Genomic DNA, 24,735 nt, shown 5'->3' with positions numbered 1-24,735 from the left:
GATCAACCCCACCGCGTTCCTTCTGAACCCGTCGTCGTAACGACGCCTGCGATCCCCAGACATGAGAAACCGCACCTCCGATCACCGAACCAGAATTACTCCAATCCAACAATCAGGGTGCGGTTCAAAGTCGCTCCCCTCAGTCTCACTTCGTTCGACAGCTCCCCTCAGCGAGGGGAGCCAAGAAAACGAATCGTCACTGCCCACGCTAGCACGCCAGGGCTTTCAGGAAACTCCCCAAAACTGTCCAGAAGGCCTTGACAGAAGTTCCAGAGACTCTTTCGGGCCATACAAGGGACCTTTGCGGCAGGAGCGGTGTACTGAAACCATCAACGCACGACGGGTGCCCACCGCAAGCGCGGGCAGCAGTAACCGTCATGCACTGTGAAAGGAATCATCATGACCAGCACGCATTCGTCCGGCAAGCGGCGGACGTCCGCCCGCGGAAACGACAACCAGCATCGAGACGCCCGCCCCGGCTCGTCCAAGGCCCGCCGCACCGCACAGCTTCCACTTGGCAAGGCCGCGGCCGCAGCGGCCGCCATCTCCCTGATCACCGGATTCGGATACGGCATGGCTGGCACCGCCATCGCCTCCAATCTGGGACTCGGCTCCTCCAGCAGCAGTTCCGCCGCGAACGGCAACGCGCAGGGCGGCATGGGCGGAGGCGCCGACACCATGACCTTCGACTACACCGGCACCTACTCCGGCGCCCTCACCGCGGACGGCAAGAAGGTCAGCTCCGACGGCGAGACCACCGAGGCCACCGAATCGGACCAGAACGTGGCACTGGCCGAAAACGGCGGCACGCTCACCATCGCGAACGCCACGCTGAACAAGTCCGGCGATTCGGACAACGCCGACAACAACAACTTCTACGGCACCAACTCCGTCTCCCTGACCGTGGGCGAGGACTCCAAGACCATCATCTCCGACTCCTCGCTCAACGCCTCCAGCTCCGGCTCGAACGGCATCTTCGCCACGGATTCGGGCACCGTACTGGCCAACAACGTGAAGATCACCACCACGTCCGACAATTCGCGAGCGCTGGACGCCACGTACGGCGGCACGATTCTGGCGAGCGCGGTCACCGCCTCCACGCAGGGCGACCACAGCGCCACCATCGCCACCGACCGCGGCGGCGGCTCCGTCTCCGCCACCGATTCCACGCTCTCGACCGCCGGCTCGGGCTCGCCGCTGCTCTACTCCACGGGCGACGTGCAGGTCTCCGGGGTCACGGGCACGTCCACGGGTTCGCAGATCGCCGGCATGGAGGGCCTGAACACCATCCTCATCAAGGATTCCAAGCTGACCAGCACCATCACGGACAAGACGGCCAGCGACCCGATCGCCAACGGCGTGATCATCTACCAGTCCACCTCGGGCGACGCCGAGTCCGCCACGGGCGAGCACGCCACGTTCCAGGCGGCCGACTCCACGCTGAAGTCCTCCATCCAGTCCGGCTCGATGTTCTACTTCACGAACACCACGGCGGACGTGGTGCTGTCCAACACCACGCTCGACTTCGATTCAAGCAAGGCGGCGCTCATCACCGCGGCAGGCAACGATTCCAACAATTGGGGCCAGGCCGGTTCGAACGGCGCGACCGTGGTGTTCACCGGCCGCAACCAGACCCTGAAGGGCACGGTGAGCGCGGACACCATCTCCTCGGTCACACTGAACCTGCTTGAGGGCTCGACCTGGACCGGCACGGCCTCGATCACCGAGAACGCGAACGGATCCACCTCGGACGCCCCGATCACGGTAAACGTGGACGGCACCTCCACCTGGACGGTCACCGGCGACACCACCGTCTCCGCCCTGAACGTGGCAAGCGGCGGCAAGGTGGTCGACTCGGACGGCAACACCGTGACGATCGTGGCGAACGGCAAGACCGTGGTCAAGGGCACCGGTTCGGTGACCGTGACCGTCACCGGCGATTACGGCACCACGCTGCCGGACTCCGCTACCGGTGAGGACACGCAGCTCGACACCGACCTCATCGACCGCTCCGACTTCGACAGCCAGTTCGGCACCTCGACCAGCTGGAGCATGTAGGTACCAAACGCCGTCCACTCCCCTCAGCCTCACCTTGCGGGACGGCTCCCCTCAGAGAGGGAAGCCAAAAACAAGGAGAAGCACGATATCAGACTTGCGCCGGATGACGCGGGGCACACCCGGCGCGCTATCCCTCGCCCCTTTAAGCCCCGCACCACGTTTCCAAACCACAACCAACAAGACTCCGTTAATCCAAAGTCGGCATGAACCCGATTGGACTACCCCTCAGTCGGCTTCGCCGCCGGCTCCCCTGACAAGGGGAGCCGGATAAGGGCGCGCCTGCATTGGTTTGACAGAGTCAATAACAACCAACCCGCGATGCTCCGGACCGCGCACTCCCGTATCCGCGGTTCAAACGAAAGGACCCATCATGAGCAACAACGACACCACGAACATCATCCCGCAGAACAACGGCGGCGAGCCGACCACCGGATCCACCACGCCGATTCCCCCGAAGGCCTCCTCTGCGGCCGGCACGACCGGTGCCGCCAGCGGCACCTCCGGCGGCACCTCCACCGGTTCGGCGGCCGACCAGAGCCTGCCGCTGTCCTACACGCCGCAGCAGTCCGCTTCCGGCAACTACGCGGGCTCCCCTTCCGGCCAGACGACGCAGGGCGCACAGCAGTCCACCCCGTTCGCCGCGGCACCGGCGCAGGGTGTGCCGGGCGCCTACAGCGCGCCCGCGCAGCAGGCCGGCCAAGCCAACGCCACTGGCAGTCCGCCGCCGCCAACGCCCCCGTAGCCCCGGCGATCCCCGGCGGTGAGGCCGCTGCGGCCGGCACGTTCTCCGGCAAGGCCATCGCATTGATCGTGGGCATCAGCCTGGTCTGCGGCCTGGTGGGCGGCCTCGGCGGCGGCATGGCATATGGCGCGATCGCCGGCAACGGCTCCTCCTCGTCCAGCCAGCAGATGCAGATGGGCGGCGGCCAGGGCGGCATGGGTGGTCAGTCCGGCAACGGCAACGGCCAGGGCGGCCAGAGCCTGCCGGGAGGCCAGAGCACCGACGGACAGTCCTCCAGCGGCCAGTCCACGGACAGCGAGTCGTCCAGCGGCTCCTCCAGCTCCGACGGCAGCAGCCAGTCGGGTCAGTCCGGTTCCGTGCCGTCCATGCCCGGCGGCCAGTCCGCTCCAGGAGGCCAGTCGACTGACGGCCAGAGCGGCTCCGCTTCGGGCCAGTCCACGGACGGCTCCTCCGAATCCTCCAGCCAGCTGAACGGCAACTCCGAAGACGCGAGCACCATCCAGAGCTGACATCCATCACCAAAATAGACAGACTGCCCAGCGGCGCACGATTTGCCGCTGGGCAGTCTGCGTTTCCGGCCGCGCGCATCCCGAAATCTCCCGGCATGGCATTACGCTACTTACCGCGTAGCGCTACGGTTTCCGTATCGCTACGGGAAACGTAGCATCACAAGACCGGGGGTATGCAGTGCGCAACATTCTCAAGGTCCTCAAGCGCGACATCCTGCGCCTGCTCAAGGTGCCGACCGCTTGGGTGATCCTGTTCGGCATGGTGTTCATCCCGCCGCTGTACTCCTGGTACAACATCGTGGGCTTCTGGAACCCGTACGGCAACACCGGCGGCATCAAGGTGGCCATCGCCAACAACGACGCCGGCACGGACAACGCCCTCATCGGCAAGCAGAACCTCGGCGACCAGATCGTGGCGCAGATGAAGGAAAACACCCAGCTGGGCTGGACCTTCGTGAATCAGGCCGAGGCGATGGACATGGTGGAATCCGGCAACGCCTACGCCGCCATCGTCATTCCCAAAAGCTTCTCGGACGACCTCGCCGGCGTGGTGACCGGCGGCAGCAACCGGCCGACCCTGGAGTACTACGTCAACGAGAAGGCGAGCGCCGTGGCCCCCAAAGTCACGGACGTGGGCGCCTCCACGCTGGACCGTACGGTCAACTCCACGTTCGTCTCCACGGTCTCCAAGGTGCTCACGGACGTCATCAACAAGGCCGGCGACAAGGCCATCGCCAGCACCGACCAGACCAAGTCCAAGGCGCTCGCGGCCCTGAGTGAGGCCTCGGGCGACGTGCAGACCACGCGAAACACCATCGCCAAGCTCAACACCGCGCTGGACAAGGCGCCCGGACAGACCCGCACCGCGCGCGAGGCCATCGAGGACGCGCGCAAGCTCGGCCTTGACGCCGCACAGGGCCTCGCCGGAGCATCCAAACTCATCGGCACCACGCAGAACAGCGTCACCGACTTCATCGTGGATACCTCCGGCACCATCGACCAGGGCTCCAGCCTGCTCAGCCAGGCCGTGAACAAGGCCAACCAGAGCGTGGGCACCGTGACCGGCGCCATCAACTCGGCCAACCAGCAGGTGGGCGGGCTTATCAACACCGCCACGGACATCAACGAGGCGAACGCCGAGATCATCGCGCAGCTCAACGCGCTGCCGAACGCGGACAGGGAGCCACTCAAGTCGGTCATCGCCAAGCTGGAGCACCGCAACAGCCAATTGGCCGGCACGCTGGGCAACCTGAGCAGCCTCAACACCACCATCGGCAACGCCGCCACGCACACGCAGGGGCTGGCGGACAACCTCAACAACGCCACGCAGACCACCATCACCGCCGTGGGCGACGCGCGCAAGACGCTGGTCTCCGGTTCGCTGCCGCAGTTCAACAACGGCCTGAACACGTTGGGCGTCACCGCAGGCACCCTCGCGAACGGCGTCACCTCGCAGACCCAGCTCATCGACCAGTCGAAAAAGGTGCTGGACCAGCTGGACAAGGCCGTGTCCTCCACCAAGACCGCGCTGAAGGACACGGACTCGGCACTGGCGGGCGTGCAGGACAAGCTCTCCACCCTCGCCACGGACATCAAGGCCCTCTCCATCTCCAGCACCCTGGGCGACCTCATCGATACCGACGGCAAGCTGGATGCGGCCAAGATCTCCAACTTCATGCTCTCCCCCACCGTGATCAGCGAGAAGACGCTCTACCCGGTCTCCTCGTACGGCTCCGGCATGGCGCCGCTGTTCACCGCTCTGGCGCTGTGGGTGGGCGCGTTCGTGCTGGTAGTGATCCCCAAGATCGAGACGGACAGCGAGGGCATCGAGCACCTCACGCCCACGCAGGGCTATCTGGGACGACTCGCGCTGCTGTCCGTTCTGGCGGCCACGCAGGGACTGGTCACGGCCATCGGCAACCTGGTACTGGGCATGCAGTGCGTGAACATCCCCGTGTTCATCCTGACCTGCGTGATCACCTCGCTGGTGTACATGTCGTTCATCTTCGCCATGGCCACCACGTTCATGCATGTGGGCAAAGGCCTGTGCGTGGCCCTGGTGATCCTGCAGGTGCCGGGCGCCTCCGGCCTGTACCCCATCGAGATGATGCCCAGGTTCTTCCGCGTGATCTACCCGCTGCTGCCGTTCACGTACTCCATCGACGCGATGCGCGAGGCCATCGCCGGATTCTACGACGGCAACTGGTTCCGCTACATCGGCAAACTGCTGATCTTCGCCGTGATCGCCTTCCTGCTGGGGCTTGTGGCCCGTCCGAAGATGGCGAACCTCAACCGCCTGTTCGCGCGCGAGATCGAGGAAAGCGACATGATCATCGGCGAGAAGGTGCATCTGCCCGGCAACGAATACCGCATCACGCAGGCCATCGCCGCATTGGCCAACCATGAGGGCTACCGCAGGTCCATCGAACGGCGTGCGGCCAGCTTCCAGAGGCATTACCCGAGACTGCTGCTGGGCGCGCTCATCGCCGGGTTCGTGGTGCCGGCGGCCCTCATCATCATCTTCTCGCTGACCACCGGCGAGAAGATCGTGGTCATGGCCACATGGCTCGCGTGGGTGGTCATCATCATCGGCTTCCTGATGGTGGTGGAGTTCACGCGCGACTCCATCCGCCGCCAGACCGAACTCGGCAATCTCTCCGACGAATCGATCCGCTCGATGCTGTACGAGAAGGAAGGAAAGCACGCACGATGAAAACCATATGGAAGCTGTTCATCGGCGACGTCAGGCGACTGACCAGCAACGTGGTCTCCATCATCATCGTGATCGGTCTGGTGATGATTCCCGGCCTGTTCACCTGGTTCAACGTGGCCGCTTGCTGGGATCCGTTCTCGAACATGAAGAACCTCAAGTTCGCGGTGGCGAACGTGGACGAGGGGTACAAGTCCGACCTCATCCCCATCAAGATGACCGTGGGCGACCAGGTGGTCAACGCCCTGCGCGCCAACAGCCAGCTCGACTGGACCATCACCACGAAGGCGGACGCCATCGACGGTGCGAAGTCCGGCAAGTACTATGCGGCCATCGTGATTCCGAAGTCGTTCAGCAAGGACATGATGACGTTCTTCTCCAGCGACGCCAAGAACGCGCAGCTGACCTATTACCGCAACGAGAAGAAGAACGCGCTGGCCCCGAACCTGCTCAACGAGGGCGCGGACGAGGTGGCGGCGGAGATCAACACCACGTTCGCCAAGACCATCACCTCCTCGGCACTGGAGATCGCCTCGTCGCTCGCCGACCAGCTCGACCAGCCGGAAGCCACGGAGAAACTGGCCAACTTCAACACGAACATCGCCGACTTCGCCGCCCGTCTCAACGACACGGCGGACATGCTCGGCACGTATTCCTCGCTCACCGAATCGGCCCAGCTGCTCATGGACACGTCCAACGACCTCATCGCGCAGGCCTCGGATTCGGCCAAGCAGGCCAAGAAGGACCTGTCCGGCGCCAAGTCCGGCGTGGAGGACGTGGCGGGCGCGTTGGGCACCACCACATCCGCCATGACCGAGGCGCTCAAGACCAGCGCCGACAGCTTCGGCTCGGTCTCCGATTCCATCGACTCGCTGTACGAGGACGCGGCCGCCGGCTCCTCCACGGCCGCCGCCGAACTGGACAGCCAGGCCGCCGCTGTGGGCGAGCAGATCGCGCACTACCAGTCGATCCGCGACACCCTGGCCTCGATCCTGGGCGACAATGCGCTGACCGTGCGCATGCTGGACCGGTCCATCGCGCGGCAGACCAAGCTGCAGAACGCGCTGAGCGGCGCGGCGAGCGACATCCGCGCCGGCGACCAGCACGCCCAGGACCAGCGCGAACAGGTCAAGGCGCTGGCAAACCAGGCCAAGGACAGCATCAACGGCGTCAAGACGGACTTTGACGAGAACGTCAAGCCGCAGATCGAATCGCTGTCGTCCACGGTGTCCGACGCGGCGACGCTGCTCGGCACCAATGCGGACACGCTCAAGGGCACGCTGGGCGATCTCAAGGATTCGGCTTCGAGCGCGGGCACGATGCTCACGGACGCGCGGGCCACGCTGGGCAAGGTCGCGGGCAAGCTGCGTTCGGCAGCCACGGAACTGACCTCGTTCACCGGCAAACTTGGCGAGGCGCTGGACACCGGTGACATGAGCATGGTCAAGGACGTGCTCGGCTCCGACCCGGAGGCGCTGGCCTCCACGCTGGCCGCGCCGGTGCAGCTCAAGCGCAAGGCCGTGTTCCCGGTGGACAACTTCGGCTCCTCGATGGCTTCGTTCTACACGCTGATTCCGCTGTGGGTGGGTTCGTTGCTGCTGGTGGTGACGCTGAAGACCACCGTGTCCCGCCGTATCCGCAAGGAACTCGGCGATCCGCGGCCGCACCAGCTGTATCTGGGCCATTACGGGGTGTTCGGGCTCATCGCCTTCATCCAGGCCACGGTCTCGCTGGGCGGCGATCTGCTGTTCCTGCGCGTGCAGGCCGTGCATCCGCTGCTGTTCATGCTCTCCGGCTGGCTTTCCGTGTTCGTGTTCTCGCTGTTCATGTACACGATGGTGGTGAGCTTCGGCAACGTGGGCAAGGCCATCGGCGTACTCATGCTCATCGTGCAGATCACTGGCGCGAACGCCGCGTATCCGGTGCAGATGCTGCCCGACTTCATCTCGAAGATCTCGCCCGCGCTGCCATTGACCCATTCGGTGACGATGATGCGCGCGGCCATCGCCGGCGTCTACGACATGGATTACTGGAAGGCCGCCGGCATGCTGCTGGTGTTCGTGCCACCGCTGCTGCTGCTCGGCCTGCTGCTGAGGAAGCCTCTGGTGCGGTTCAACCAGTGGTACGTGGCCAAGGTGGAGAGCACGAAGGTGCTGAGTTAGGCGGCCGCTTCTCGCGCTACTTCGGACTGCTACCCCTCAGTCGGCTTCGCCGACGGCTCATCCTGCAATTAGGGACGAACTTCGTTCGCAGTCCACTGGCTCGACTGTCGTCTCGCACATTGCCTACAAACAGCTCTGCTGTTTGCATCACGGCGATGTCCTGACAAGGGGAGCCGGGTAGTACCAGCAATCCCGGATACAGGCCAGACGAAACAAGAAGAAGGAATCATGACGGCAATGGCGATGACCGCGGCTCCGCGCGCCGAACGCACGCGCAAGGCCACGGACCGCAAGCTTATGAAGGCCACGCTGCAGATCGCGGTGGAACGCGGCATCAGCGGCGTGACCATCGAGGAGGTGGCGCGACGCTCGGGCGTGGCCAAAACCACCATCTACCGCCGCTATCACAACGCCAATGAGCTGCTACGCGAAATCAGCGCCAGGTATCTGGTCAGCAACGAGGACGCCTCGGAAGCGCCCTCCCCCACGCGGGAGCATTTCATGCAACTGCTGCAGCGGCTGGTGGATTGGGTGAATGCCAACGACATCGACATCAAGAGCGTGGGCATCGTGCTGTCCAGCGAGGCGGAGTTCTTCCAGCACATCGTCACTCAGGTCGTGACGCCCTGGCTGGGCACGCTCAAGGCGTTCCTGGAGCGGGGCGTCGCGCAGGGCGTCTTTCGGCGCGGCCTGGACGAACGGCTGCTGCTGTCCACCATCATCGGCTCGCTGGTGGCGTACGAGGCGATCGAAGGGCAGGTCGCGGGGGCGGCACGGGCCACGTCGTCACATGGGGATTGGCCGGAGCGTCTGACCGACCTGCTCTGGCCGGCGTTGCAGGCCTGAACCGACCGCCGACCGTGTCATATGGGCAAGTATGTGTTGCGCGTCCATGCAGCGACGGCATGACACGCGCATATCACTCCTGGATGGATGCCTCCTGGCGGGCGATTTCGAGGGCCTTGTTGAAGGCGTCCGAAGTCCAGCTGGCACCGGCCACCTTGTCCACCTTGAGATCCTTCAGGGGCTTGCCGTCCACCACGCCGTTGATGGCTTTGGCGAAGGCGTCCTGATGGTTCTTGGAGATGGTGGTGAACGGGTGCCCCACGATCTCCACGTTCTCGACGTTGCCGTCCTTGATGGTCAGATGGACGTCGATGGAATCCTCGCCCACCGGGCCGTACTGGCCGTTGATGGAGTAGTCGCCGTCCTTGTAGTTGCCGGTGTCCTTCTTGTCGGACGTGGTGCCGGAATCGGAGGAGTCGGACGACGAACCGGACGACGAGCCGGAATCGGAGGAATCCGAGCCGCTCGACTGCGACTGCTCCTCCTGAGACTTCTCGGTCTCGCCGGAATTACCGGCATAGTCGTCGTTCATCGGCGTGGCCTTGGACTCGCCGCATCCGGCAAGCAACGCTCCGGCCACCACCAGACCGGCGGCGGCCAACGTGGCGGATTTCTTCAGTGCATGCATGTCAGTCATTATGACCACCTTATCGACTCATCGCGATTGACTACCCCTCAGTCGGCTTCGCCGCCAGCTCCCCTGACAAGGGGAGCCAAAGATAGGGGGCCAATATCGGTTGATGCAAAGGGATTATTCCTCACCACCCGTCTTCGCGGCCTTGGTGGGGTCGGCGAATCCGATGGCGGTCTCGCCGGTCTGCGCACCCTCGACCTGAGCGCCGGTGGAGGCCGGCTTGCCACCGGCCGCCTCGTAGGCCTCGCGGGCCTTCTCGTCGTTCCACTTCTCACCCACGAGCACGCCGTGGTTGAGCATGATCTCGCGCTCGGCGCAGGAGGCCACCAGCGCGTCGTGCGTGACCACGATGATCGTGGTGCCCTGCTCGTGCAGCTGGCGGAACAGGTCGAGCACGATCTTCTCGTTCTTCTCGTCCAGATTACCGGTCGGCTCGTCGGCCAGAATCAGTTTCGGCTCGTTGATGAGCGCGCGGGCCACGCACACGCGCTGCTGCTCGCCGCCGGAGAGCTGGCCGGGCAGGTGGTGGGCACGGTCCTTCAGGCCCACCTTCTCCAGCGCCTCAAGCGCCTGCTTCTCATCCACGACCGAATGGTAGTACTGCGCCACCATCACGTTTTCCACGGCCGTCAGGTGCGGCACCAGGTAGAACTTCTGGAACACCAGGCCGATGAGGTTCTTGCGCACGTCCGCCAGCTGGCCGGCGTTGAGATCCTCCAGCTTGCGGCCTTCGAGCTTCACCGAGCCCTTGGACGGGGTGTCCATGCAGCCGATCATGTTCATCAGCGTGGTCTTGCCGGAGCCGGACGAGCCCACGATGGCGAGCCATTCGCCCTGCGGCACGGTCAGGCTCAGGTCGTCCACGGCATGCAGGTCGCCGTAGATCTTCGAGATATGGTCGAGTTCAAGCAGCATATCCATGATGTTTCCTTACGTTAGCGTTATTCCTCGCGCAGCACGACGGCGGGGTCGATGCGCGTGGCCCGGTGCACGGGCGGGATGGAGGCGATGACGGCCACCAGCGCGGCGAGCACCACGGACGCGGCGCCCAGCCACCAGTTGAAGCCGATGGACCGTTCGAACACGGCCACGCACAGCCATTGGGCCAGTCCATAGCCGATGGCGGTGCCGAGAAGGCCGCCGATCAGGCCGTACATGGCCGATTCCACGTAGAACTCGGTGCCGATGGCGGCGGAGCTGGCGCCCAATGCCTTTCTCAGGCCGATCTCGTTGCGGCGCTGGGAGACGATCGAGCTGATCGTGGTGCCCACGCCCACGAGCGTGAGGACCAGCACCACCAGCGAGACGATCCAGAACAGGGTCTGCAGCATGGTGATGATGCGGGTGTCCGAGGAGGTGATCTTGGTGACCTGCTGCGCCTTGACGTGCATCGAGGTCATGTCGTTGATGCTTTGCACGAGGGCGTTGAGGTCCTCGGCTCCGGCCGAGTACTCGATGACGTCCACGCCGCGGCTGGTGCCGGTGAGCTTGTCCACGTCGGCGTTGGTGGCGTAGATGATGGAGTCCTCGCTGCCGCCGGTGTCCACGATGCCGGCCACGCGGAATTCGGTGCCGGAGGTGTCCATGATGTCGCTGGAGACGCGGCCGTCCTGGGTGGGCTGGTCGGAGGGGGTCTGGGACTGGGTGGTGCCGTCGGCGGAATCCGAGGAGTGCGAGGAGTGCGACGAATCGGCGGAATCCGCAGCATCATCCGAAGAGGATGCCGAGTCCGAGCCGGACGCGCCAGCGGTGGAACCGGAGGCGGAGGCATCCGAGGAACCGGCCGAGGACGTGGAGGAAGACGTGTTGTCGGACGCACGGTAGCCGATGGTGATGCCGCTGCCGACCTGCAATCCCATGGCGTCGGCCACGTCGCGGCCGATGAGCACCTTGCCTTCGGACGGCCACGCGCCGTCCACCACCCAGTGATGGTTGAGGTTCCGCACCTCGGAGACGTCGATGCCGGCCATCACGTAGGGCGCAGCGTTGACGCGCACGTTCTCGTACCGGTAGGCGGCGTGCTTCTCGGAGCCCTTGGCCGCCACCATCTCGGTGGTGTGCTCGACCATCGCCTTGTCGATGCCGGCCTTGCCGTCGGCGCCGGCCTCGGTGGGGGTCACGATGAGGTTCGCGCCGTACGCACGCATCTCCTCGTTCATCTGCTGGGGCACGGCGATGCAGATCATCGCCAGGCAGAACAGCGTGGCCGCGCCCACCAGCGAGGCCACCACGGCCATGACCGCGCGCGAACGGCGGCGGAACACGGCACTGAACAGCATCCTGAAGAACATGCCGGTATTGGTCATCGGCGGTCTCCCTTCACACGTTCATAGACGAACTCAGCGGCCATGGAGCACCTCCGCGGGCTTGAGACTCAGAATCGAGCGGATGGACGAGGCGGAGGCCAGCAGCACGGTGATGGCGAGCAGCACGAACACCAACACGAACACCATCGGGCGCATCGTGATGCCCGAACCGAATACCACATGGCCTATCAGCTGGGCCACACCGGAACCCAGGCCGGCGCCGACGAGGGCACCGAGCAGCGAGATCGCGGCCGTCTCCGCCATCATCAGGCGGGAGACCGCGCCGTCCGTGGCGCCGATGGCCTTGAGCAGCGCCAGTTCCGAGGACCGCTCGCCGATCGAGGCGACCATGAGGTTCGCCACGGCCACGGCCGCCGCGATGAGGCTCAGCACGGTCATCAGGATCATCACGGCCTGCGTCTTCTGCAGCACGTTGCCCTGCAGCGCGGCCACCTGACGCACCTGCTTGGCCACCGCACCCGGAATCACCTCCTCGATCTGGTAGGCGATGGAGCTCGGGTAGGCGGTACAGTACCAAACTTCCCACTCGTCCTGGCTCAGCGCGGCCGGGTTCTTGGCGGCCTTGCGGGCCAGGTCGTTCTCCGGTGTGGTCAGAGCCTTGACCTCGATCTTGTTCACCGAGTCGGGCAGACCCACCAGTTCCTGCAGCTGGTCGGAGGAGACGTACATGGCGCTGTTGTCGTCGTCGCCGGAATCGTAGACGCCGACGATCTTGAAATCGATGGACTTGTTGCCGCGCATCAGCGAAACGGTGCCGCCGACCTGCACGGCGGCCTCGTCCTCATGGCCCTGACCGGCGTCGACGCCGAGCGATTTGGCGAGGTCCTTGCCGATGACGGCCTCCTTGGTGCCGTCCTTGGGCCAGCGGCCCTCAAGCTTCCACCAAGAGCGCATGCCTTCGACGCCCACCACCGTGGTCTCGCCGGATGCCAGTTTGAGGTTTTTGTTGAACCAGGTGCCGACCACCGGCACGTTCTTCTTCGTGGGGTAGTCGGCGAGGCTCACCGACCATCCGTCGCCTTCGGTCACCGGCTTGGTGTTGACGGCCGTGACGTGCTGGTTCAGTTCGGGTGCAAAATTGGTGATGTTGAACGCCCAGAAAATCGTCTTGATCTTGGCGGCGTCCGACTCCTTGAGGAAGGACGTCGGGTCGCTGGCGGATGCCGAGCCGCCCGAGGTGCCCTCGTCGGATCCGCCGGTGTTGTACAGGTCGGAGACCACGGCGTCGGACTTGGGCTGCACGACGATGTTCGAGCCGTACGTGGACAGTTCGGCGTTGAGCTTGTCGCCCACGTCGAACACGACGCCGAGCATCGAGACGCTCACCGTGGCGGACAGGCACACGGTCAGCGCGATGAGCAGGCGCCGGCGCAACTGGCGCGTGAACGACCGCGCGATCATTCGCAGAAAGAACATGATTCTTGCCTCCTGCCTGATTTCACTGGAAGTGGGCGCTCAGGGCGTCCAGATCGGCGGTTTGGATGGTGATCTTGCCGTTGCCTGTCTTGTACGGGAACGGAATCGGGTTGCACCCGCCCTTGAAGCCGATGGTGGCCAGGTTGATGGCGACCTCGCACTTCTTGCAGATGATCTTGCCGTCCTTCTCGTAGTAGCCCGCGTCGCCGCAGTTCTCGCAGGCGTCCAGGCCGATGCCGTACGCGCCGCCGTTCTTCTTGATGATGATGAAGCGCATGACGGTGCCATCCTTGGCCTTGTACTCGAAGCGGTGCAGATGGCCGTCCTCGACCTGGCTGAACGGGATGGTGGCCACGCCGTCCTGGAGCGAGTAGGCCTCGGGCTCGGACAGCGTGATGGTCTGGTGGGTGGCGGCCACGCCCGCGGTGAGCGTGGCGGTGACGCCGATCATGGCGATCAGGCTCCAGACGGTCGCGGAGATGGCATGGCGGCGGAACGCCTTGTGGCGGCGCAGCGTGGCCTCGTTGGCGCCGGGCACGTTGTGGGTCTTCATGCGGAAGCCGGCCACCACCGAAGCCACCGCGGGCACCATGAACACCAGGGCCTGCGCCATGATCATCGCGGTGTTGTGGTTGATGGACCAGGCGAGGGCCACGAACATCATGTGGTTCATCGGGAAGCCGCGCGCCTGCAGGATCTGGGCCAGACCGGTGAAGTGCTGGACGAGCAGGATCGCCATGACGGCGACCACGGACACGGTGAACGCCCAGCGCACCGCCGTGGTGCGCATGGTGCGGAAGATGGCGGCCACCACGATGGACATGGCCGCGCCGAGCACGAAGCCGAGGGCGCGCAGCAGCATGGCGGAGGTGAAGGCGGTCTCGCCCGGCTCCACCCAGATGGTCAGCTGCAGGATCACGTCCGGCAGGGCGTAGAAGACGGTGAGGGCGATCTGCACGGCGGCCACCGCGTTGGCCACGTGCATCCAGAGCGCGTGCTTGGCCCAATCGTGCGTGATGCGGCGCGCGCACAGCACCACGGCGATGGCGAGCACGTCCACGATCACGGCCACCACGAGCACCGGGTAGTTGACGAACGTGCGCTGGTTGATGACGGCCGTGGCGCGCAGGGCGGCGAACGCCACCGCGGCGACGAGGCCAATGACGAGGCCCCACAGCCGCCAGTGGGCGCTGAGCGGCTTGTCGCGGCCCTCGCCCACGGTGAGCATCACGCTCAGGCACATGACCAGCAGTGCGGGGGCCAGCGTCCCCGGCATCACCGCTACGAATTGTTCGAGCATTCGCGCCCTTTCCTAGAACCGTATAAGTTAACCCCACAAAACAGCGAAAGCTCCCCTCAGGCCGAGGGGAGCAGATTCGCTACATGGTTTCAATCACCATTGACGCGGCGTGTAATCCCAGTTGTCGAAGGTGACCTCGATGGGCTCGGTCCAGAAGTGGCCCTTGACGCCGGTCTCCGGGTCGACGTGGAGCATCCAGCCCTTCTTGGCCGGGGACTCGATGGAGAGCTTGAGCTGGTAGGTGCCAGCCTTGTCGAGCTTGACGTTGGCGCCGTAGTGCGGGCCGTCGGAGGCGTTCATCTGCATGAAGGTACCGGAGGTGGCGGTGCCGCCCTCGACTTCCTTGCCGGTGGACTTGTCGATGATGGTGTAGTTCACGGTCAGGTCAGGGATGAAGTCGCCCTTGCCGTAGCCCAGCTCGGTGGCCTTCTCGTTGCCGTGGATGTCGGCCTCGAGGTGGAAGGAGGCGTCGGCGGCCTTGAGGCCCATGGAGGACGGCTCCATATCGATCGGCTGGAAGTAGACGGCGCCCACGGTCAGCGGGCCGGCCTCCTGATCCTGCTCCTCGGCGGTGCCGGACGGGCCCACCGGGACCTCCTCGAAGCCGGCGCCGGCATCGGAGGCGGTGTCGCTGGAGTCGGAGGAATCGGACTTGGTGTCCGACTGGGAGGAGGAGGTGTCCGACTTGGTGTCGGAAGCGTTGTTAGTGGAACCGCAGGCGGCCATGGACAGGGTCATGGAGCCGGCGAGCAGCAGGCCGAGCAGCGCTGCGATCTTCTTGTTCTTCATCATGGTTCTCTTCCTTTTGTATTTGGATGAAATTTTGGGAAAAATCAGTGGGTTTCGGCAGCGGCCTGGGCCTTGAGCCTGCGCTGCTTGATGAAGCCGACCACGAACAGGGCGATCACGGCGATGGCCGCGATGACCTGGGCCACGATGCACTCGACGTACGGGTAGAAGCCGAGCCAGTCGTTGGTGGGCAGGCCCTGGATGTAGTTGGCGGGTAGGGCGTCGCCCTCGATGAGCGAGTGCACGCCGCCGCCGGCGAAGACGACCACGAGCACGGACATCAGGATCGACGTGACGAGGAAGAACGGGCCGATCGGGATCTTCACCGACGTGAATCGGATGATCAGGAAAATGAACACGAGCACCACGGCCGCGGCGATGCCGCCGACCCACATGCCGTGGGTGTCCTGGCTCATCGTGTAGATCGACTGGTAGAAGATCACGGTTTCGGCACCTTCACGGAACACGGCGAGGAAGCTCAGCATGGCCAGCGAGACCACGGTGCCGAACGCCACATGCTCGCCGGACGCGACCTGCGCGGAGACGGACTTGACGGCCGCCTCGGTCTTGGTGCGGATGTACCGGTTCCAGGCCTCCACCGAGGACTTGTTGAGCATCCAGTTGCTGGTCCACAGCAGCATGCCCATGGCCACGAGCGCGCAGACGCCCTCCATGATCTCCTGGATCGGGCCGGAGCCACCGAACGCGAGCACGAAGATCACGGCCACCAGGCCAGCACCCGCGAGGCCCGCGAGCACGCCGAGGTAGATCCACTTGGTGAAGCGCTTATTACCGGACTTGACGAGGTAGGCCACCACGGCGGCGACCACGAGCAGCGCCTCAAGACCCTCGCGGATGAGGATGAGGAACGCCTGGCCGACCGCGCTGGTGATGAGCTTGGTGAAGCCGCCTTCCTTGTCGGCCGCACCGCCGTCGAGGATGCCGGCGTCCTTGACGAGCATGGCCTTGAGGTCGTCGATGAGCTTCTTGGTGCTCTTGAGGTCGGCGCCGGTGTTCATGGACTTGCGGCACATCTTGAACTGGTATTCCACCTGCGAGACGCGGCTACCGCTGATGGCGTTCATCACGTTCTTCTCGAAGCCGAGCTTCTCGTAGTACTGGTAGTAGGCGTTGTTGACGAGCGTGGCGCCCTTCGCGCCGTCGCCCTTGGCGTAGGCCTTGTAGGCGTTGTCGAGGATCGGGGTCATCTCGTTGGCCACGTCGGTCCAGGAGCGGTTGCCCTTGCCGGGGTTCTTCTTTTTCTTGGCGTCGAGCTCCTTGCGCTCCTTGGCGAGCTGGGCCTGCAGGGCCTCGGCGTAGGCCTTCGGCTTGGCGAGCTGGGTGTTGGCATCGAGCTGTTGGGCGGTGGCGTCGAGGTCGGCGGAGAGCGCGGTGATCTGCTGGCTCATCTGGTCCTCGTTGCCGGGCACGTAGGTGAGGTCCTGGATGGACTGGAACGCCTGCTGCTGGGCGAGCTGCTTGTCCGAGCCGATGGTGTCGCGCACCACGGCGGTGAAGTTGGAGGCCACGTAGATGGTGTTGTACGCGGACATGACCTCGGAAGTGGAACCGGCGGTGTTGCCGTCCTTGTAGGTCTTGAGGCCCTGGGCGAGCTGCTTGTCCATCGCCTTGGCCACATCGGTCCAGGTGGCGTAGTCGGTGACGCTGGAGCTCGAGGAATCGGAGGAGGAGTCGGAGGAATCGGCGAAGGCCTGCTGCGGAATCATCGCGGACGGTATCACGACGGCGAAGATCATGGCGAACACGAACGCCAGCGCGGCGAGCGCACGCAGCGGCGAGCGACGAAGCATGCTGAATTCCTCTCTCATGGGCATGGTTCAAAGCTTTCAAACCACCTACGCAATATAGAGAAAAAAATTCTTCGGCAACAGTCTTGATTTTTGGGTTCGCGCGAGGTAATGGAGACGCCGATACGCGGAAATTGGAAGGATAAAATGTCTCACCATACGGACCGACGGCGAGCGAGGCGGGCTCCGGGTCACGACGAGACCATCATTCGGACAACAGCATCACGTCAGATGCGAGCAGCCTCGTGGAGTCAGGGGCGGGCCTCCCGTGTCGGAGCCGGCGCCGGATCCAAGTCGGCCATCCGGCCGGCGACGAACGGCAGCGCCGTGAACAGCGGCAGCGTGAAGTACACCGGAATCGGGTACCAGAACAGCGCCTCCGGCGAGGCGTATAGCGAGAGCACGGTGAAGAACAGCAGCCCGTACGCGGCGAGCGCGGGGGCTATGGGGTTGGCGGCTGGGTTGGCCGTGCGTTTGACGGCAACAGAATCGGCAGTGTCGGCGGCAGGGCGAGCGATGTGATCCGTGGCAGCTGCGATGTTCGTCCGGGGATTGCCACGTCTGTCGTCACACTGGTTTCGGCAGTCGTTCCGTACGTCTCCCCGACCTCCAGTCCGCCCGCCGTCGTCGCGATGGGCCATCTTCGCACGCCACGTCACGGCCTGAACCAGCAGCGCAAGGCCTATAGCCAGCGGAATCCAAGTGACGTACAGGGCCATCGCGGTCAGCGGATTGTCCTTGCGCACCCAGCGATGCACCGACTTCAGGATGCGGCGCTGCCATTGCGGCCGGCGGGACGTGCCCATGAACGGTGCGAGGTCGCGGTCGACGGCGGCGATGCGTTCGGCGGCGGGTACGTCGGCGTCGGCCCGGCCCTCATTCCTCGTCCCTGCGTTCGCCGCGCCTTCCGGTAGGAACGTCGCCCACTGTCTCAAGTAGCCGGGCGTGAAGAGGTAATCGGAGTCGGTGGGGTACGCGAAGTTGAGCGCGGGATCCCACCAGGCGCGAATCGGACCGGCGTAGGCCTTGACATAGTCGGCCGGATGGGCCAGACCGAGCTCCACCCACGTGCGGAGGGCCGCGAGTTTTTGGGCCGCGGTCGGCTGCGGATGCTCCCGTAGGGTGGCAAACGTTTCGTTGGTACGGTGCGGGTTGAGGGTCGCGGCCGCTTGGTCAAGGTTCATGATGGCGTTCAGTCGGTCGCGTTGAGTTGCTGTGATGGCGTTGGGGCCGTTGGGATGGTCGTGCGCGACCTGGGCGACCGGCTGGGTGACGAGTCCCCAGACCTCGCGTCCGGGCGATGGGTTCGAGTGCGTGGCTGCGGCGGCGAGCGGCGACCATACGGACTGGGCGAGCAAGATCGCGACGGCAAGGCACGCGAACGTGCGGAATCTGGGTTTTCCCTTCCGGCATACCGCCAGCAGCCCGCAGCCGGCGCACAGTACAATCACGAGGGCCGTGCGTTTGGAAACGATGGCGGCGAACAGCAACATCACAAACACGATTGCGACCGGGCGACGTTCGAGGACCCGCCCGCGTGTGAGGCAGATTTCGGAGAACACCACGGCCAGCGGCAGGAAAAAGACGGTGTGCAGGGAATCCTTGCCCATCGTGGTCACGGAACCGACCACCACATAGCTGGTGGCGAGATAGGTGAGGGAAAGACCGATGAGCCATCGCGAGGCGCCGAGTTTGCGGATATAGCAGAGGGACAGGGCGGCGCCGGCCGCGAGTAGTGCGGCTTGCATGGAGGTGTATATGGCCTGACCCACGAGCGGGGAGCCTCCGCCGAGCGCCTCGCCGAGATGCCAGAACAGACCGAATGTCAGGGTGTCGAACAGCGGGTGCTGGGTGTAGTAATGGTGGATTCCCGCGGCCTGAAGGTATTGGGCCACGGTGTCGTCGCGCATGGAGCCGGGCCAAGTGAGCATGAGCCAGGGCAGCCAGCAGATGGCGACGGTCAGGAAGTACGGGAGGAAGCGTGATTTAAGTGCGGAGATCAGCGTGGAGGGACGGCGGGCGGTAAGCCAGACGAATATCGCACGGATGATCGCGAAGGCCGATACGTTGGATGGCAAAAGGGCTGATGCTTGGGTAGGTAATGACCGGGAAGGTGATGCATCAACCGGTATTGCACATGCGTCGTTTTCGCCGCGAGGCATGATTCGACGGAATCGCCCCATGAGTTCGAATCTCGTATCCTCCGCTGCGCTCGCCGAAGCGATTCCCCTATTCCGCATGGTTTCACAGCGTAAGACACGCTATTGCATTCCGCTCGGCAGGGAACCGAAAATTCACGGTGCCGGAGCGGCCCGTTCATATTGGTTGCGTACCCGACCACGAACAGTCCGTCCAAGCCCGATTTCAGCCCGACCCTGTCTACGCGGGGATCAGCGCGACACGCCGAAGACACTCCGCCCGTGCGCTTTTCCAAATCCTGTGGTACTTTATTCAAGTTGCCTGCGGAGCTTGCTTCAAGCAAACACTGCAAAGCATGGAGGATTCGCCTAGTGGTCTATGGCGCACGCTTGGAAAGCGTGTTGGTGTAACAGCCTCACGAGTTCGAATCTCGTATCCTCCGCCATCGCCGGAAGCCTTGATTTTCAAAGGGTTCCGGCTTTTTTCATGTCTCTCCCACGGGCGCTGGTGTCGTTATAGGGTGCTCATTCTGGGAGCGCCGTAGTCCGTCACCATGTCATGCTCCCTCTGCACGACTCACTCACCGAGCCGGTCATCCCCTTGCTGGGTTATTCCGCAGGGGCACCACAGCGCCCCAGGCGCCCGCATCCGCACTGTCACTGTCAAATAGAATTGGGCCATCGTCTGTTCGGCAGAGGGAGAAGAACAATGGCGTTGAACACGACGTAGCTGGAACGCTACTACAATGCACCCATCGGGGAAGTGTACGGGGCGATGAGACGTTATCTGGAATCGGACCGGCCCCGGTCTACTTTGAGGAACGCCAACGACCACATTCAACCACTTGCAACCGGCGTCCAGCAGTTGCTCACCGTCAACCGGAATACATCGAGCCCCACCTCCCGCACAACCTTGGGATTTTATGATTATGCGCGATTCTTTACTGTTCTCTGACTCCCTTCCAGAGTAATGCAGAGGGTGCCTCGGCATGAACCGAAGCACCCTTGAATACCAGGAGCCTTCCCCGATAGCGCGAGTCCACTCCCCTTGGCACAATGCCGCGCCGCACCATCCGAACAGCCTATCGATTGCGCACCATCGCGCGCTGCCGCACAGTGCCGTTTCCTGACACGTCACTTCACAGCAGCGGCGAAACAACGCCGGACGGCTCCCTCACCACATCGGCAAGCCCCACGGTGTGGGCATCCTCACAGATCAGCGCATCGGCCGAGGCGATCGCCCGGATGATGTCGCGGCATTTGCATTCGCCGTCCGCGTCCAGATGGCGAGCCAGACAACCGGCACCGACCACCGGCAATTCGAGCACGCACGAGGCCTCACGAATCAAACGGGAAACCACCGCGCCGGTGGATCGCTCGTCATAGACGCCATCCGCCTCGCCCATGCCGTAGAGGCACAGCCGGTCGTCGTCAAAGAAGCGCTCCTCGAATTCGTCAAGACCCACGGCATTGGCGATGGCACCCACGAACATCGACTCGCCCCACTCATTGATGCGGAAGGAATCGGCCAGGTACTGCGCGATCGGCGCCGCTTCAAGACCCACCGGCAACGAGACCAGGAATACGCCCGCCCGCCCGCACAGCGACTCCAGCACCCGCTCGAGATCATGCTTGACGGTGCAGCTCAGGCAACACTCCTCAAGCCCGAATGAGTCGGACTCGCCGAACGCCACCCCGCTCGCCTGCGGACGCACGATGTTGCGGATGATGTCGAGCCCCGACTCCACGGCACCATTCGGACGCACGTCATAGGAAATCGAACACACAGACGGGCATGAGTCGACAAGCGAGAACGCCACCGAGTCGGTGCTGAGCCGATCGGCGCCAGTAAGCAGCACCACGGGAGTGCTCCCCTCCGCGTTTCCCTGTGATTGCAATGTCGGATGAATCATGACAGCCTTTCTGATTTGATAATGGTTATCATTATGATATAGTCGCAGGCATGTCCAAAACATGTCAAATTCTGGGAACGCGCGCCGGGGTCGGCAACAGCGTCTCCCACTCGCACAGGAAAACACGCCGAACGTTCGCCCCGAACCTGCAATCCAAGCGGTATTGGGTGCCGTCCCTGCAGCGCCACGTCACCCTTACCGTGAGCGCCCGGGGCATAAAGACCATCGACCGCATCGGCATCGAGGCGGCCCTCGCGCGCATTCAGCGCAATCAGGAACTCAACTGACGCGCGCAAGACGCGATCCGCACTCCATACCCTGACACCCGATAGAAAGCACCAATCATGGCAAGCAAATCCGCCGCAGTACGTCCGGTCATCACTTTGCGATCCACCGCAGGCACCGGCTTCACCTACACCACCACCAAGAATCGCCGCAACACACCGGATCGCCTCGAACTCATCAAGTTCGACCCGGTGGTCCGCAAACGGGTGCCGTTCCGGGAAACCCGCTGAGAAGGAGCCAGACATGGCCAAAACCAGTAAGACCAACCGGCAATTGCAGCGCGAACGCATGGTCGCCAAATACGCTGAACGCCGCGCCGAGTACAAGCGCGACAGCGTCAACCCGCATCTGAGTGCCGAAGAACGCGCCGAGGCGATGCGCAAACTGCAGGCACTCCCCCGCGACGCCAGTCCCACCCGCCTGCGCAACCGCGATTCCATTGACGGCCGCCCGCGTGCCTACAACCGCAAGTTTGGACTCTCGCGCATCAACCTGCGTGAGAAGGCGCACAAGGGCGAGCTGCCCGGCGTGGTGAAGTCCAGCTGGTGATTCACCGGCGCGGCCGCAATCCAATAACCATCAATCACAACCAAAGGTCCATAACCATGCAAGAAGGCATCCACCCCGAATACGGCCCCGTGGTCTTCTATGACCGCTCGGCCGACAAGTACTTCCTGACCAAATCCACACTGGTTTCCAAGGCCAACAGTCTGCCGACCATCGACTGGGAGGACGGCAACACCTACCCGCTCGTCAACGTGGAGGTGTCCAGTTACAGCCACCCGTTCTATACCGGCAAGAACGTGGTGCTCGACACCGCCGGCCAGGTGCAGAAGTTCAACGCCCGATACGGCAGGAAGTAGTCCGAACCCACCCCATCCGCAACAAGAAAGGAACGGATATGAAAGTCAAAGCATCAGTCCGCTCACTGGCTCGCAAAGACGGTTCCTATGTTGTCCGTCGGCGCGGCCACCTGTACGTGATCAACAAGAAGAATCCCCACTGGAAGGCAAGGCAAGGCTGATGGCACTGCCCAAATACAAGACGTCCCGAGCCAACACGCATTCTCGCCGAGCCAATTGGAAGGCCAAAGTACCCCAGTTGGCCACGGTCAGAACGCCCGAAGGCGAAGTGGCTCAGGTTCCGCAGAATCTGGCCACCGCCGTACGAAAGGGGTATATGAAACCATAACCACCATCGATGGATTCCACATCCACCAAGTCTCGCAACAACATGACAGCGGCGGTTCCGCCCCGAATAGTCACGGCACGTGTTCTTCTCCTATTTCCTCCACATGCCGCCGTTCACGAGCGCGAACCGCCGCTACCATATCGACCGACCATCCGCATATATCCACACGCATTTTCGAGAGAAAAACATTAGGTAGAAAGTCAGAGCATGACTGATCCAAATACCAGCCAGCCCTCAACCAACCACTCCAAGAACCATCAGACCGACAGCCCGATTGGCGGCAGTGCATCCGATAGCACCGCGCGCAGCAGCAATGCATCCGCTGTCACAACCACCGTCTCCAAACGCAACACCATCATCGGCATTGTCGTCGCTTTCGTTATCGGCGCCGTACTAGGCGTCTTGATTCTCGGCGCATTCACCTTCCTCAAGCCAAACGGCTCGACTTCATCAACCGTAGGCAACACCACGAGCCCAGCCGCAGACGCCACCAATGACTCCTGCGACACCACCTTCACCGTGGTCGCCTCAGTCAACCAATGGGGATCCTTGGCCCAACAGCTCGGCGGCTCCTGCGCCACAGTGACTTCGCTCATCAACTCGACCTCCGCCGACCCACACGATTACGAGGCCACCGCATCCGACCTGGCCAAACTCGCCAAGGCGGACATCGTGGTGCTCAACGGCGCAGGCTATGACGGCTGGGCTGAGAAAGCACAGCTTGATACCAAGCGTCAGGCCGTTGTGAACGTGGGCGATCTCATGGGCATCACCGCCACCGAGGAGCACGAGCATGACCACGACCACGCCGACGGCGAGGAAGGACATCATCATCACCACGGTTCCACGAACCCGCACCTGTGGTTCAGCCCCGAAGCCGTGCTGAAAGCCGCCGAGGCCATCAACGCCGCCTATACGGACAAGGCCGGCGCGAGTTCCGCCACCGCCGCCACCGCTCAGCGTCACTTCAACGAGTGGAATGGCGAGTACGCCGACTTCGTGACCCTGGTGAACAAGGCCCGCTCCACCGACGTGCAGCGCCGCTATGTGGCCACCGAATCCATCATCAGCTATCTGCTGGAATACATCGGTGCAATCGACAAGACTCCCGCAACTTACACGAACGCGATGAACAGCGAAGCCGAGCCCTCCGCGGCGGACCTCAAGAACGCCATGGGCATCGTCTCCGGCAATGACGTGGACCTGCTCGTCGTCAATCCGCAGGAAATGAACGGCTTCGCCAAGAAACTCAACGAGGCCGCGCAATCCAGCAACAAGACGATCATCTCCGTAACCGAACAGCTGCCGGAGAACCAGAAGACGCTGCTTGGCTGGCTCACGCTGATCGCCAACCAGGCTCTGGCCACCGACACCACCAACGGTTACTTCCTGACCCAGGACGTCAAGGACCGCAGCCTGTCCGACTACGAGGGCGAGTGGCAGTCCGTCTACCCGCTGCTCCAAGACGGCACACTCGACAAGGTGATGGAGGCCAAGGCCAAGAAGGGCGACATGACCGCAGCCGAATACACGAAGTACTACGACGCCGGCTATAAGACCGATGTGGAGAGGATCGCCATCAAGGGCGATCAGATGAGCTTCACCCGAGGCGGCAAGACGGCCACCGCCACCTATGAGTACAGCGGCTTCAAAATCCTCGACTACGCCAAGGGCAATCGCGGCGTGCGCTATCTGTTCACCGCCACCGGCGACGCGCCCGAAGGTGCACCGAAGATCGTGCAGTTCTCGGATCACGGCATCGCGCCAACCAAGGCCGCGCACTTCCACATCTTCATGGGCAATGATTCCCAAGAAGAGACCTTGAAGGAAATGGACAACTGGCCCACGTATTACCCGGCGTCCATGAGCAAGGAGGAAGTAGCCACCGAGATGCTGGCTCACTGATT

22 protein-coding genes and 1 tRNA gene are annotated in these 24,735 nt (G+C 63.5%); 14 read left to right on the top strand and 9 right to left on the bottom strand.

Annotation, left to right across the window (positions count from 1 at the left end):
- Window positions 1-399: 399 nt before the first annotated feature.
- The 6 genes from KIH81_RS04825 (at window position 400) to KIH81_RS04800 (ending at window position 9,027) form a co-directional block, all read left to right on the top strand.
- Entirely contained in the window at window positions 400-2,058 is a 1,659-nt protein-coding gene (locus KIH81_RS04825; protein WP_236029282.1) for a beta strand repeat-containing protein, read from the top strand.
- A 370-nt stretch (window positions 2,059-2,428) separates the two neighbouring features.
- Window positions 2,429-2,800 carry a hypothetical protein gene (locus KIH81_RS04820; RefSeq protein WP_214304308.1) on the top strand — a complete coding sequence of 124 codons (372 nt, stop codon included), beginning with the start codon at window positions 2,429-2,431 and terminating at the stop codon, window positions 2,798-2,800.
- Between the two features lie 62 nt (window positions 2,801-2,862).
- Window positions 2,863-3,309 (top strand): hypothetical protein, encoded by a 447-nt coding sequence (locus tag KIH81_RS04815; RefSeq protein ID WP_214304307.1) that lies wholly within the window; start codon window positions 2,863-2,865, stop codon window positions 3,307-3,309.
- A gap of 178 nt (window positions 3,310-3,487) precedes the next feature.
- Window positions 3,488-6,022, top strand: coding sequence for a YhgE/Pip domain-containing protein (locus KIH81_RS04810; protein ID WP_214304306.1), 2,535 nt, complete (start codon window positions 3,488-3,490; stop codon window positions 6,020-6,022).
- On the top strand, window positions 6,019-8,181 hold the full coding sequence (locus KIH81_RS04805; RefSeq protein ID WP_214304305.1) for a YhgE/Pip domain-containing protein: 2,163 nt from the start codon (window positions 6,019-6,021) through the stop codon (window positions 8,179-8,181). The genes KIH81_RS04810 and KIH81_RS04805 overlap by 4 nt, the downstream gene beginning before the upstream one ends.
- A gap of 228 nt (window positions 8,182-8,409) precedes the next feature.
- Window positions 8,410-9,027, top strand: a complete 618-nt coding sequence (locus KIH81_RS04800; protein WP_420829126.1) for a TetR/AcrR family transcriptional regulator — start codon at window positions 8,410-8,412, stop codon at window positions 9,025-9,027.
- A 73-nt stretch (window positions 9,028-9,100) separates the two neighbouring features.
- Here KIH81_RS04800 and KIH81_RS04795 read toward each other — a convergent pair whose 3' ends face one another.
- The 8 genes from KIH81_RS04795 to KIH81_RS04755 all read right to left on the bottom strand — a co-directional run bounded on the left by KIH81_RS04795 (window position 9,101) and on the right by KIH81_RS04755 (window position 19,379).
- On the bottom strand, window positions 9,101-9,664 hold the full coding sequence (locus KIH81_RS04795; protein ID WP_214304304.1) for an FMN-binding protein: 564 nt from the start codon (window positions 9,662-9,664) through the stop codon (window positions 9,101-9,103).
- 114 nt (window positions 9,665-9,778) lie between these two features.
- Window positions 9,779-10,576 carry an ABC transporter ATP-binding protein gene (locus KIH81_RS04790; RefSeq protein WP_109056965.1) on the bottom strand — a complete coding sequence of 266 codons (798 nt, stop codon included), beginning with the start codon at window positions 10,574-10,576 and terminating at the stop codon, window positions 9,779-9,781.
- A 26-nt stretch (window positions 10,577-10,602) separates the two neighbouring features.
- Window positions 10,603-11,967 carry an ABC transporter permease gene (locus tag KIH81_RS04785; protein WP_214304303.1) on the bottom strand — a complete coding sequence of 455 codons (1,365 nt, stop codon included), beginning with the start codon at window positions 11,965-11,967 and terminating at the stop codon, window positions 10,603-10,605.
- Between the two features lie 33 nt (window positions 11,968-12,000).
- Window positions 12,001-13,302 (bottom strand): ABC transporter permease, encoded by a 1,302-nt coding sequence (locus KIH81_RS04780; RefSeq protein WP_420829127.1) that lies wholly within the window; start codon window positions 13,300-13,302, stop codon window positions 12,001-12,003.
- A gap of 124 nt (window positions 13,303-13,426) precedes the next feature.
- Complete coding sequence (locus tag KIH81_RS04775; protein WP_214304301.1) at window positions 13,427-14,704, bottom strand: DUF2318 domain-containing protein; 1,278 nt, start codon at window positions 14,702-14,704, stop codon at window positions 13,427-13,429.
- Between the two features lie 93 nt (window positions 14,705-14,797).
- Window positions 14,798-15,496: an iron transporter gene (locus KIH81_RS04770; protein ID WP_214304300.1), complete on the bottom strand. Its 699-nt coding sequence runs from the start codon at window positions 15,494-15,496 to the stop codon at window positions 14,798-14,800.
- A gap of 41 nt (window positions 15,497-15,537) precedes the next feature.
- Window positions 15,538-17,304 carry an FTR1 family iron permease gene (locus tag KIH81_RS04765; RefSeq protein WP_338024738.1) on the bottom strand — a complete coding sequence of 589 codons (1,767 nt, stop codon included), beginning with the start codon at window positions 17,302-17,304 and terminating at the stop codon, window positions 15,538-15,540.
- A 248-nt stretch (window positions 17,305-17,552) separates the two neighbouring features.
- Complete coding sequence (locus KIH81_RS04755) at window positions 17,553-19,379, bottom strand: DUF6020 family protein (RefSeq protein WP_236029278.1); 1,827 nt, start codon at window positions 19,377-19,379, stop codon at window positions 17,553-17,555.
- 418 nt (window positions 19,380-19,797) lie between these two features.
- Here KIH81_RS04755 and KIH81_RS04750 point away from each other — a divergent pair.
- A tRNA-Ser gene (locus tag KIH81_RS04750) sits at window positions 19,798-19,885 on the top strand.
- Between the two features lie 693 nt (window positions 19,886-20,578).
- Here KIH81_RS04750 and KIH81_RS04745 read toward each other — a convergent pair.
- Complete coding sequence (locus KIH81_RS04745; protein WP_214304297.1) at window positions 20,579-21,352, bottom strand: hypothetical protein; 774 nt, start codon at window positions 21,350-21,352, stop codon at window positions 20,579-20,581.
- 50 nt (window positions 21,353-21,402) lie between these two features.
- Between KIH81_RS04745 and rpmB the strand changes: the two genes are divergently transcribed.
- The 7 genes from rpmB to KIH81_RS04710 all read left to right on the top strand — a co-directional run bounded on the left by rpmB (window position 21,403) and on the right by KIH81_RS04710 (window position 24,733).
- Window positions 21,403-21,639: a 50S ribosomal protein L28 gene (gene rpmB, locus KIH81_RS04740; RefSeq protein ID WP_101625378.1), complete on the top strand. Its 237-nt coding sequence runs from the start codon at window positions 21,403-21,405 to the stop codon at window positions 21,637-21,639.
- Window positions 21,640-21,696: 57 nt separating this feature from the next.
- On the top strand, window positions 21,697-21,867 hold the full coding sequence (gene rpmG / locus KIH81_RS04735; protein ID WP_101625379.1) for a 50S ribosomal protein L33: 171 nt from the start codon (window positions 21,697-21,699) through the stop codon (window positions 21,865-21,867).
- 13 nt (window positions 21,868-21,880) lie between these two features.
- Window positions 21,881-22,186 (top strand): 30S ribosomal protein S14, encoded by a 306-nt coding sequence (gene rpsN / locus KIH81_RS04730; RefSeq protein WP_214304296.1) that lies wholly within the window; start codon window positions 21,881-21,883, stop codon window positions 22,184-22,186.
- 56 nt (window positions 22,187-22,242) lie between these two features.
- Window positions 22,243-22,500: a type B 50S ribosomal protein L31 gene (locus KIH81_RS04725; protein WP_163230094.1), complete on the top strand. Its 258-nt coding sequence runs from the start codon at window positions 22,243-22,245 to the stop codon at window positions 22,498-22,500.
- Window positions 22,501-22,538: 38 nt separating this feature from the next.
- Window positions 22,539-22,661, top strand: a complete 123-nt coding sequence (gene rpmJ / locus KIH81_RS04720; protein ID WP_012578244.1) for a 50S ribosomal protein L36 — start codon at window positions 22,539-22,541, stop codon at window positions 22,659-22,661.
- On the top strand, window positions 22,661-22,828 hold the full coding sequence (gene rpmF, locus KIH81_RS04715) for a 50S ribosomal protein L32 (RefSeq protein WP_214304295.1): 168 nt from the start codon (window positions 22,661-22,663) through the stop codon (window positions 22,826-22,828). Before rpmJ ends, rpmF begins: the two co-directional genes overlap by 1 nt.
- 207 nt (window positions 22,829-23,035) lie before the next feature.
- On the top strand, window positions 23,036-24,733 hold the full coding sequence (locus KIH81_RS04710; protein WP_214304294.1) for a metal ABC transporter substrate-binding protein: 1,698 nt from the start codon (window positions 23,036-23,038) through the stop codon (window positions 24,731-24,733).
- The last annotated feature ends 2 nt before the right edge of the window (window positions 24,734-24,735 follow it).

Source organism: Bifidobacterium miconisargentati (genome assembly GCF_019331675.1).
GTDB classification, from domain to species: Bacteria; Actinomycetota; Actinomycetes; order Actinomycetales; family Bifidobacteriaceae; genus Bifidobacterium; species Bifidobacterium miconisargentati.
Note: the sequence above shows the minus strand (reverse complement) of the source record. Positions and strands in the feature narration are given on the sequence as shown.